The sequence below is a fragment of the Microcystis sp. LE18-22.4A genome, from assembly GCF_027531105.1.
In the GTDB taxonomy this organism is placed as follows: domain Bacteria; phylum Cyanobacteriota; class Cyanobacteriia; order Cyanobacteriales; family Microcystaceae; genus Microcystis; species Microcystis aeruginosa.
Window position 1 is genome coordinate 1 of sequence record NZ_JAPZRB010000508.1, and the last position, 10,835, is coordinate 10,835.

General features: G+C 44.2%; 10 protein-coding genes. 7 read left to right on the forward strand and 3 right to left on the reverse strand.

Annotation, left to right across the window (positions count from 1 at the left end; genetic code table 11):
* Positions 1-207: 207 nt before the first annotated feature.
* The 3 genes from O9295_RS21890 (at position 208) to O9295_RS21900 (ending at position 3,195) form a co-directional block, all read left to right on the forward strand.
* Entirely contained in the window at positions 208-1,068 is an 861-nt protein-coding gene (locus O9295_RS21890; protein WP_287738649.1) for a shikimate dehydrogenase, read from the forward strand.
* Between the two features lie 29 nt (positions 1,069-1,097).
* Complete coding sequence (locus O9295_RS21895; protein WP_288035329.1) at positions 1,098-2,141, forward strand: AI-2E family transporter; 1,044 nt, start codon at positions 1,098-1,100, stop codon at positions 2,139-2,141.
* A 67-nt stretch (positions 2,142-2,208) separates the two neighbouring features.
* Entirely contained in the window at positions 2,209-3,195 is a 987-nt protein-coding gene (locus tag O9295_RS21900) for a DMT family transporter (protein ID WP_288035330.1), read from the forward strand.
* Here the strand turns inward: O9295_RS21900 and O9295_RS21905 are convergent.
* Positions 3,172-4,401, reverse strand: coding sequence for a class I SAM-dependent methyltransferase (locus tag O9295_RS21905; protein ID WP_288035333.1), 1,230 nt, complete (start codon positions 4,399-4,401; stop codon positions 3,172-3,174). The two genes, O9295_RS21900 and O9295_RS21905, sit on opposite strands and share 24 nt — an antisense overlap.
* Positions 4,402-4,632: 231 nt before the next feature.
* On the opposite strand from O9295_RS21905, the gene O9295_RS21910 reads away from it, so the two are divergent.
* From O9295_RS21910 to O9295_RS21920, 3 genes are all read left to right on the forward strand, one after another.
* A complete protein-coding gene (locus O9295_RS21910; protein ID WP_288035336.1) occupies positions 4,633-5,502 on the forward strand; it encodes an MBL fold metallo-hydrolase in 870 nt (289 codons plus the stop codon).
* A 125-nt stretch (positions 5,503-5,627) separates the two neighbouring features.
* On the forward strand, positions 5,628-6,326 hold the full coding sequence (ubiE, locus tag O9295_RS21915; protein WP_288035345.1) for a bifunctional demethylmenaquinone methyltransferase/2-methoxy-6-polyprenyl-1,4-benzoquinol methylase UbiE: 699 nt from the start codon (positions 5,628-5,630) through the stop codon (positions 6,324-6,326).
* A gap of 35 nt (positions 6,327-6,361) precedes the next feature.
* Positions 6,362-7,600, forward strand: coding sequence for a DUF445 domain-containing protein (locus O9295_RS21920; RefSeq protein ID WP_288035337.1), 1,239 nt, complete (start codon positions 6,362-6,364; stop codon positions 7,598-7,600).
* Positions 7,601-7,783: 183 nt separating this feature from the next.
* On the opposite strand, the gene O9295_RS21925 is transcribed toward O9295_RS21920, so the two are convergent.
* Complete coding sequence (locus O9295_RS21925; protein WP_288035340.1) at positions 7,784-8,488, reverse strand: LmeA family phospholipid-binding protein; 705 nt, start codon at positions 8,486-8,488, stop codon at positions 7,784-7,786.
* Positions 8,489-8,638: 150 nt separating this feature from the next.
* Positions 8,639-9,445 (reverse strand): TPM domain-containing protein, encoded by an 807-nt coding sequence (locus tag O9295_RS21930; RefSeq protein ID WP_002736671.1) that lies wholly within the window; start codon positions 9,443-9,445, stop codon positions 8,639-8,641.
* A 499-nt stretch (positions 9,446-9,944) separates the two neighbouring features.
* Between O9295_RS21930 and O9295_RS21935 the strand changes: the two genes are divergently transcribed.
* Positions 9,945-10,832 carry a leucine-rich repeat domain-containing protein gene (locus O9295_RS21935; protein ID WP_288035343.1) on the forward strand — a complete coding sequence of 296 codons (888 nt, stop codon included), beginning with the start codon at positions 9,945-9,947 and terminating at the stop codon, positions 10,830-10,832.
* Positions 10,833-10,835 lie beyond the last annotated feature (3 nt).

Sequence of the window (10,835 nt, forward strand, 5' to 3'; positions counted from 1 at the left end):
CTGGGAGTGATCGGGGGAAAAATCCCTGGACTTTTTCCCTGAAAATTAGGTAATTGACCCCCTCAAAATCGGTAAAACCCTACACCCCACACCCCACACCCTACACCCTGCCCCCAGGAAAAACTTTTTCAGCAAACCCTAGTATAGTAAGGTGAGCATTGGCCACCCTTGATATCAAACTTTGGTGGGGAAAGCCCACCTTTTTTTATGACCATTATTAACGGAAAAACCAAGTTATTAGGCGTAATCGGCGATCCTATCGGCCATACTCTTTCTCCCCCCATGCACAATGCCGCTATCGATGCCTTGGGGCTAAATTATGTCTATCTTCCCCTACCGATCGCCCCGGAAAATTTGGCAACTGCGATCGCTGGTTTGTCCGCCATCGCTCTAGAGGGTTTTAGCGTCACAATTCCCCATAAATTAGCAATTATTCCCTTATTATCGCAAATTACCGAGAAAGCCAGGCTAGTGGGCGCAGTTAACACCGTCTGGCGCACGGAAACCGGCTGGCAGGGAACGAATACCGATGTGGATGGCTTTCTCGCACCCTTGAAATCCCTTGACAAAGATTGGAGTCGGGTGAATCCAGTTATTTTAGGCAATGGCGGCGCTGCCCGGGCGGTGGTGGTGGCTTGCGCCCAGTTGGGCTGTGGCGAAATTCATGTGGTAGGACGCAATCAAAAGAAATTAGATCCTTTTAAAGAAAGTTGGGCGAATACCAGCCTCTATGACCTCCTAGAAGTGCATAGCTGGGACGAATTAGAGGGGCTGGTATCCACCACAGAACTCCTGATTAATTCTACCCCGATCGGAATGTCCCCCCAGGGCGAACAATCCCCTGTTGAGTTAGAATTATTAGACCTTTTACCCCCATCGGCGATCGCCTACGATCTAATTTATAATCCCCGGCCGACCAAATTTCTCCGGTTGGCCCGGACTAGAGGGATCAGAATTATTGATGGGTTAGAAATGTTAGTTAATCAGGGAGCGATCGCACTAGAAATCTGGTTAGGTCAACCCGTCCCCGTCTCGGTCATGCGGGAAGCTTTGTTAAAACAATTCTAAATGCTAAAATCCTATTTCTAGCTTTATTTATGCCCCCTTCTAGCTCCTTTTGGAAAACTCTGAATAACTCGATTCTAGTGCGCTATCTATTATTATTTGGCTGTGGCTGGAGTCTAATTATCTTAATTAACTATTTCTACGGGATGATCGCTATTTTTACTGGTTCGGCAGTCCTGGCCGCTCTATTAAATTATCCCGTGGTTTGGTTATCCCGTTATCTACCGAGAGGACTAGCCATTGCTATTACCACCCTAGTAGCTTTTATCCTCCTATTTAGATTAGTCACAGGCATAGGATTAGAAGCGGTTAATCAGGGGAGAGGACTACTATTTAATCTTACCGATGCCCTTAGTCAAAAAGATTTTTTACCCTTTCAAGACTTTCTCGATCGATTAGATTTGAATAAAATGGTGGGAAGCTTACAAACCGGTTTAGCCACGGGTTTATCGCTCGTACAGGGAGTTTTTTCCAGTGTCTTTACGGGCATTTTCGGGGCGGTGATCAGTGTTTATATGCTCATCGACGGTGATAAACTCTGGCGAGGTTTTTTGCAACTTCTCCCCATAGCATACCGGGAGCGTTTTGCCAAGTCTTTTCGACAAAGTTTTCTGGGATTTATTCGCGGGCAACTATTGTTAATGCTCTTTTTATCGGTGACGAGTTTCTTAAGTTTTTCCCTATTAGGAATCAAATATGGGCTAATTTTAGCGAGCATTCTCGGTGTTATCGATGCTATCCCTGGTATCGGGGCAACCCTGGGCATTTTGTTGGTAACTATCTTGACTTTTACCTCCCAGGGACTAGCAATTGCCGTTAAAGCTTTTATTGTCTGTGTTGTCTTGGTGCAAATTCAAGATAATATTATTCGCCCTAAAGTTATGGGCAATGCCCTAGAATTAAACCCGGTAATTTTATTTTTATCTCTCTTTATCGGCGAAAGAGTTGCGGGATTATTAGGGGTTTTTCTCTCCATTCCTATCGCCGGAATGATTGCGATCTGGATCAGTTACGGGGAAGAAAAACCAATAACAGATTTAGAGGAAAATCAGTTAGGAGAAAGTCAAGAGAATTAAGGGCTGATACCCAGTCTCTACTATACAATTAGGGAAATTTGTTATCTACAAAACTCGATCGCTACCTATGGAAAACCTAGATTTAAAGAAATCCTCGCCCCTCTTATTTATCTCACCGTTTTTTCTCTGGGGAACAGCGATGGTAGCGATGAAGGGTGTTATCCCCCATACTACCCCCCTATTTATGGCGGGAATTCGCCTTGTCCCCGCCGGAATGTTAGTTTTAATAGTAGCTTGGTTTTTAGGTCGTCCTCAGCCCAAAACCCTGCAAGCGTGGCTATGGATTGCCCTTTTTGCTCTGATGGATGCCACTCTTTTTCAAGGTTTTCTGGCATTGGGATTAAATCGCACCGGGGCAGGGCTAGGATCGGTAATTATTGACTCCCAACCCCTAGCGGTGGCTTTAATGTCGAGTTGGCTATTTAAAGAAGTTATCGGTGTCTGGGGATGGTTGGGATTGGGTTTAGGGATTGGGGGAATTAGTTTAATCGGCTTGCCCGATCAATGGTTTTATGACTTTTTTGGACAAAAAGCGGTAAATATTGACTTTAGCTGGCAAGAATTACTAAATAGCGGCGAAATGCTGATGCTTTTGGCTTCCCTATCCATGGCGGTGGGAACAGTCTTAATCCGGTTTGTCTGTCGTCATGCGGATCCCGTCAGCGCCACGGGATGGCACATGATTTTAGGGGGATTGCCCCTATTTTTAGCTTCAGGTTTCAGAGAATCCCATCAATGGCAGAATATCGATTTAAATGGTTGGTTAGCTTTAAGTTATGCCACTATTTTTGGTAGTGCGATCGCCTATGGAATATTCTTTTATTTAGCCGCCAAGGGCAATTTAACCAGTTTAAGTTCTTTAACTTTTTTAACTCCGGTTTTTGCCCTCACTTTCGGGAATTTATTCCTCGGTGAGATGTTAAGTGTATTGCAATGGGTGGGGGTATCTTTAACCCTCGTTAGTATTTATTTAATCAATCAAAGGGAAAGAATCGCCCCACAAGTGCGGGCAATTTTTGCTAATCTTTCCTCACTTATACCCAAAAGCAACTAACTCAAATTCCGTGCGAATTACCTCGACTCTGGCAAAATTTGCTTCTTGTAATTTCTGGTTGAGATTTTGAGAAGTAAAACCAGTTTTATGAGCCATATAGGGCATTCCGGGGACTTCTGTTCCCATGCCGTAAAACATCCACAAAGCGCGCACTGGACCCCCGGGAGAAATATATAAAGGTTCATTTTCCATATCGCCTCTAGCGACAAATTCGGCGGCAGTTTGCATATCGGGAACCACGATCATCAAAAAGCCTTCGGGTTTAAGAATGCGTTTAAATTCCTCTAGGGCGATGGGAACTTCGTAATGATAAATATGTTCTAGATTATGACTAGAAAAAACCGCATCGACGGAGTGATCGGGAACGGCACTTAAATCGGTAATAGTTCCTAAAATATCCGGGTTAACAGCAGTATTGATATCGAGGCGAATTTCTTGCCAATTGCCATCGCGGAATAGTTGGGGTAAGGCTTCGGGATTATGGGGACCACAACCCACATTTAAAACCAGTTTTTTCGGGGATTTTAGCGCTGTTATGTTCGGGGGAGCATTCCAAGCTAATAAACAAATATTTTTGAAACCAAGCAAACCGTGATTAGCGACTTGATCATCTAAAATTATCTGAGCTTGGGGATGGGTTTTAGTAAAATCTTTTATTGCCTGTTGGAGAGCAGGATGCTGACATTTATTGATGATAATTAAAGCGGAATCAGACCAGAAGTTTTTGGCTAAAAGTAAGGAGATCAAAAGCGATCGATAGTCTTCGGCGGCATCGTAGTAATAAACTCCCAGCTTTTCTTCACTGTTTAATTCTTCGAGATCATCGAAAAAGGGTTCCGTTTCTTGATCGCTTAAAAATATCTGTTCTGATAGTTGAAAATCCTCCAAATCCTGAGATAATATAGTTAGTCTTTCTCCCGATGGATCGTATTTAAAAAAAGCTTCTACGCCATAACCGTAGCGATCGCTATTATCGCAGAAAGCGGCGACTAAACTACCGCGACGAAAACAACCCACTTGACAGTAAACCTCGTCCGGTTGCAGACAGGCAACGGCTAAATTGAGTAGGGGAAAGAGATTGCGATCGGGATAAGATGCGGTTTTTTGGCTTAAAAGGGTTAATTGCTCGGAAATAGGCGACATTAAAGCCGATCCCCAATCCTGATACTGTTGAGGCAATTGTTCTAAGAATTTCTGTAAATCCATGCTCTTGCTTTCCCGAAAACTATAATCCTTTCCCCCTATCATAAATTATCGTGTTTGTCATCAGGTCACAGACTTAATTGTGGAAGAGTGCTAATCTGATCTATAGCGGTTTTCACAGAAGTTAGTCCCGATTGAAACCCTGAAACGCCTATCTATCAAGGGATTTACCATACCTTATTAGACTGAAAACCGCTATATTAGCCCATCAGCACAAGTAGAGGAACTTCTGATATGCCCGACAACCGTTTCCAGATCAAATTTTGGGGAGTACGGGGAAGTATCCCCTGTCCCGGTTCGGAAACCGTTCGTTATGGTGGTAATACTTCCTGTGTAGAGATGCAAGTCGGTAGAGAAAGATTAATCTTTGACGGTGGTACGGGGTTACGCATCCTAGGACAGTCTTTGATGGCAGAAAGTCCAGCGAAAGCCCATTTATTTTTCAGCCACTCCCATTGGGATCATATTCAGGGTTTTCCTTTTTTTATCCCCGCTTTTATCAGGGGCAATACTTTTAAAATCTACGCGGTTCCCTCCCCCAATGGGGCAACCATCAAGCAAAAATTACACGATCAGATGTCACATCCCAATTTTCCCGTGCCTTTGCAGATTATGCGGGCCGATTTAGAATTTTATAATCTAGAAATGGGCGAAACCCTCCACTGTGGGGATGTCACCGTCGAAACCCGTCCTTTAAATCATCCAGGAGAAGCGGTGGGTTATCGGGTAAATTGGCAGGGTTTATCGGCAGCATATATTACCGATACCGAACATTTTCCCGATCGCCTTGATGATAACGTTCTGGCTTTGGCCTGGCAAGCGGATGTGATGATTATTGATGCTACCTACACCGATGAGGAATACAACGATCCTAAGTATTCTAAGGTGGGTTGGGGTCATTCCACTTGGCAGCAAGCAGTCAAAATCGCTCAAGCAGCGCAAGTTAAGCAGTTAGTTCTATTTCATCACGATCCGGCCCATAATGACGATTTTCTCGATCGCATTGGGGAACAGGTAAGACAGATTTTCCCTGAAACTATTCTCGCCCGGGAAGGCCTCTCGCTCGAATTGCGACCGGAAGGTTCTCGGATAGATGAAGCGTAACCTAAGCTACTGTTCCCACCATGAAGATAACTGCTGTAGATGCTCAACAGCTTATCTCCGTGAGCGCAGATAGGATAGAATGGTATAACTTCATCTGGGATTTTCTCTGGTGCTATATTATAAAAATGTCCAATCAATCCTCACCTAACTCCACAGAAATACAGGCAATTTTTGATCAGATCGCTCCCGAATATGACCGCCTTAATCAAGAATTAAGTTTAGGATTACACCGCGTCTGGAAATTAATGACAGTCAAGTGGTGTCAACCCGAAAAAGGGGATTTTGCCCTCGATATCTGTTGTGGTAGCGGCGACCTGACTAACCTATTATCAAAACAAGTGGGTAAAACCGGCAAAGTGATCGGACTAGATTTTTCCCCACAACAATTAAAAATCGCCCGTCAACGTTTTAGCGCCACTAATATTAACTGGATGGAGGGGGATGCCCTCAATTTACCCTTTGCCGATTCTAGCTTTGATTGTGCCACTATCGGCTATGGATTACGCAATGTGGTCGATATTACCCAATGTCTGGGGGAATTATACCGAGTCCTGAAACCGGGTGCTAAAGCGGCGATTCTTGACTTCCATCAACCTACCCAAACCATCGCCAAACTATTCCAAAACTGGTATCTCGATCATATCGTCGTTCCCGCCGCCGAGCGCTACGGCTTAACTGACCAGTACGCTTATATTAGTCCCAGTATCGATCGCTTTCCCAGGGGCCCAGAACAGGTAAAATTAGGCTATCGGTCGGGATTTTCCGGCGCTGTTCACTATCCACTCCTAGCAGGACTGATGGGAGTGTTAGTCTTGAAGAAATAACTTACTCACATTTCCGTTTATTTTTTGCTGCTAAATTGAATCTCCCTACTCTTTGGACATGGCTCTTACCGCCGATCGCGGGGGCAATTATTGGCTATTTTACGAACGATGTAGCCATAAAAATGCTATTTCGTCCCTACAAAGCGATTTATATCGGTAAGCGTCCTCTTCCCTTCACCCCGGGGCTAATTCCTCGCAATCAAGATCGATTAGCTGTCCGGGTATCGGATACGATCATGGGTTCCCTGTTAACTCCCGAGGAACTACAAAAACTGGCTAAACGACTCCTCGACACCGAAAGGGTACAGGGGGCGATACTCTGGCTGTTACAATTAGCTTTAAAACAAATAAAAGGCGATCGGCAAGCAAAAACAGCCGAGATTTTGGCGGCGATTCTTCACGATTTATTCGGGGAATCTTTAGCGAGATTACTAAAAGTTTTAGCCCGACGGCAGGACTTTTTAGAAAAACAGATCAATCAAATTTTTGATCGCCTAGTCTTAGAATTTTCTCTCAGTGAACAACAGGCGCGACAATTCTCCGATTGGCTATTAGAAACTGTCCTACCTGCTGATGTTATCCGTCTAGCTTTAATCGATTTTTTAACCGATCGCAATATTCAGGTTATCGATGAAGGATTTCGGGAAAAAACCAGTGGAACCTATTGGGTAGTAGCCAATTTATTCGGTTTACGCAATGCCCTGGCCCGCTTACGCACTTTTTGCCTTGATGAAAAGGATTTAGCTAATACCAGAATCAAAGAATTATTACTATCTTTAGAGATGCGTAATCGTCTGAAAAACTGGTTACAAAGTATCTCTTTACAAAATTTACCTATCTCCACCGTCAGACAATTGCGTAAAACCACCAGGGATACGGTGCGAATTTATATTCAAGAAAGTGGCGAACAATTTCTGCAAGATTTTGGACAAACGATCGACTGGGATCAAATCGCTAATTTAATTATTAATCGTCTGCAATCCTCGGTGTCAATGACTACATCATTAGGGGTAATTAGTCAAGAGTTAGCGTTAATTTTAGAGCGTTATTTAGAGGAAGATTTAGAGAAATTAGTCGCCCAAATTATCCCGATTCTCAACATCGATCAGGTAATCCGCGATCGGGTAAATGCCACTTCTCCGGCCGATCTGGAAAATGCTATTCAAGGCATTGTTAAACAGGAATTACAGGGAATTGTTAATCTCGGTGGTATTCTTGGTCTTCTAGTCGGACTAATGCAAACAGTTATTTTAATCGCACAGAATCCGGGGTAATAATTAGGGTCTGCTGAAAAAGTTTGTTGGTGGGGGCAGGGTGTGGGGTGTGGGGTGTAGGGTGTGGGGTGTGAATTTTCCCCCTGAAAAAGCCTTAATCTAACAAGGTTTTTAGATTTATTTAGCAAGCCCTAATTAGGTGGGTTAAACTAAGTTAACCCACCGGAATCATCCCGTTTATTTTTAAGGTAAAATCAAAAAACTTCCCTGACAGAAAAGAGTTTGAGCGTCGAGAATAAAAGATTTAATCTCCACATCTTTACCTAAATCGACGGTAAAAGGTTGCAGATCAATAGATAAATCTGGGGCTAAACCTTGCCATTGTCGGGGATTAATCCCTAAAGTGCGGGCATCTTCTAGGGTAATATCAGCGCTAAAAATTACTTCCGCACCTGTTTCTCTATAGCCGAGAAGAGAGAAATAACCCTGATTTAAGAGAACATTTTTCCAGTTAAAACGCTGTTGTGAGATAATTTCTCTGGCGTTAACAATTCCGTTATTTTCTAGGGAAAAAATTAGTAAATCGGCAAAAGCATTAACTAAAATAGTCGAGGCGATCGAATTATTTAAATCCTGCTCGTTAATTTCCACCTCACCGCTAACCCGAATAGGTTCCAAAATTTTTAGAGGTTTCCCTCGCAAAACCTGCCCAATATTAAGACGAATATTTTCCCCTCTTAATTGCGCTTTACCTAAATGTAAACCTTGATAAATCGCTTTTCCTACGGCTAAAAATACCCCGGGGATATAACCGCGCAAAATTTGCCGATCATGACCTTGCAGCTGCATTTCTAAATCTTCTATCTGTTCCACTTGCGTTCTTAAGAACAGACGTACTGCTGGCGGCAAAACCTTACTAATAATCTCACTTTGAGTATTGACCCACATAAACGTTATCTCACTCACTCCACAATTTTTCTAATTGTAACAGAGCTAGATCGATCGAACCATGAGGGGCCGCCGTCAGCTATCATTTATAGCTAAAAACTTCGCTACTTTCTGTTTACTGATTACTGATCACTGACAAGCCGCTAATTTTTAGGTTTTTGAGGCGTTGAGGGAATTAAAACGAGGGGAAAGATAGGCGACTAAAACCCCGAGGGCAAAACCGATTAAATTGCGGAAAAGGGGCAGTAATTCACTGGTGCGAGTAACCACCGGTCCGATGCCAAAAGCAACAAAGAGGATAAACCAGAGGGGAGAGACAATTAAAACCCATTGCCAAGCGAAAACCTGTCCTTCTTTGCGAGGAATACCGGCAAAACCGAAGACTAAACCGCCGACAATTGAGGTAATTAAAGTTAAAATCCACTGTTCCCTCGGTAAACCGGGGACCACCGCACAACCACCTTTAACTAAACAGCCTTTTACCGTGTCCAAGGATTGTACGATCGCATTATTTTCGCCATTTTCCCGGACAAAATACATATTACCGAAACGGGCCTGTAATTCGATCCAAAAAGTGCGGGGTAAAAATTCATAGACGGCATCACCAATACTAAAAGATAGTAGATTACCGCCGCGACCATCGGCCACTAGGAGAATACTTTTATCATCCAATCCCCAGAAATTAATCACTGCCCGGCCGGGGCTGCGGTCATATTGGGTTAAAACTCGCATTTTCCAGCCGGTTTCCCCTTGAAATGTCTCGATATCTCGGATTAATGCCTCTTCCTGTTTTGCGGGTAGATAATTGGCTAAATCAACGATCGGAGTGGCTTGATTGGGCAGTAATTCGGGATTATTCACCGCTAGAGCTTGATCCGGGCAGATAATCCAACCCAGACAGCTAATGACACCAATTACAAGAGCGATCGAGATTCCTCGGCAAAAACGATTGAGCATAGCACTTCTAGACAATGAGAATTTTTTCAGCAAGGGTGTAGGCTAACTTTCAGTTTCTTTACACTTATTTACTTTATCTTAAGGGAATTCTCAACTTTAGTCACCCAGTTAGGGACTTGCGCTTTGATAATGTACCTTTTGGGCGAACGCAGTTCGCCCCTACATTGTGGACAAAATCCGTTACTGTAGGGGCGCAAGGAACCTGCGCCCTCCGATCGCCCAGGTTTGCTGATCACCCTAAGTAGGGGGAGAGCCTTTGAGAGTCCCCGCAGCTAAGGGACTTGCGCTTTGATAATATGCCATCTGGCCGGCCTGATTCTTCTACAGAGCGATTTTCTGGCTAGGATATTATTCCCACGCAAGTCCCTTATCGGTCATCAGATGCGAGTTTTCAGTTCACTCTCCAGAAACTCAACTCAAGCTGATGAGGTCTCAACCAGTTGTATTAACCCGATACTTTTGCCAAAATGGAGTAAATATAGTAGCGGGGGAATGGTCAATGACAGCACAGGAAGTATTAGAGTTAATTCAACGGGCAAAGGACAAAAGAGCGTGGATGTTAAATCTGTCCAACAAAAACTTAACAGAAATTCCCCCCGAAATCGCTCAACTCACCTCCCTGCAAAACCTCGACCTCAGCAATAACCAAATCAGGGAGATTCCAGAAGCACTCGCTCAACTCACCTCCCTGGAAGGACTCTACCTCAGCCATAACCAAATCAGCGAGATTCCAGAAGCGCTCGCTCGACTTACCTCTCTGCAACTCCTCTTCCTCAACAATAACCAAATCAGCGAGATTCCAGAAGCGCTCGCTCAACTTCCCTCCCTGCGATTCCTCGACCTCGACAATAACCAAATCAGCGAGATTCCAGAAGCGCTGGCTCAACTTACCTCCCTGCAAAGCCTCCACCTCGACAATAACCAAATCAGCGAGATTCCAGAAGCGCTCGCTCGACTTACCTCTCTGCAAAGCCTCGACCTCGACAATAACCAAATCAGCGAGATTCCAGAAGCGCTGGCTCAACTTACCTCTCTGCAACTCCTCGACCTCGACAATAACCAAATCAGCGAGATTCCAGAAGCGCTGGTTCAACTTACCTCCCTGCAAAGCCTCCACCTCAGCAATAACCAAATCAGGGAGATTCCAGAAGCGCTCGCTCAACTTACCTCCCTGCAATGGCTCTACCTCAGCAATAACCAAATCAGGAAGATTCCAGAAGCGCTCGCTCGACTTACCTCCCTGCAAAGGCTCGACCTCAGCAATAACCCAGGGGACCTGCGTAGGAATAATATCCCAGCCAGACAGTCGCTCTGTAGAAGAATCAGACAAGCCATAAATGGTACATTATCAAAGCGCAAGTCCCCAGCGAGAAACCAACAACGATGACAC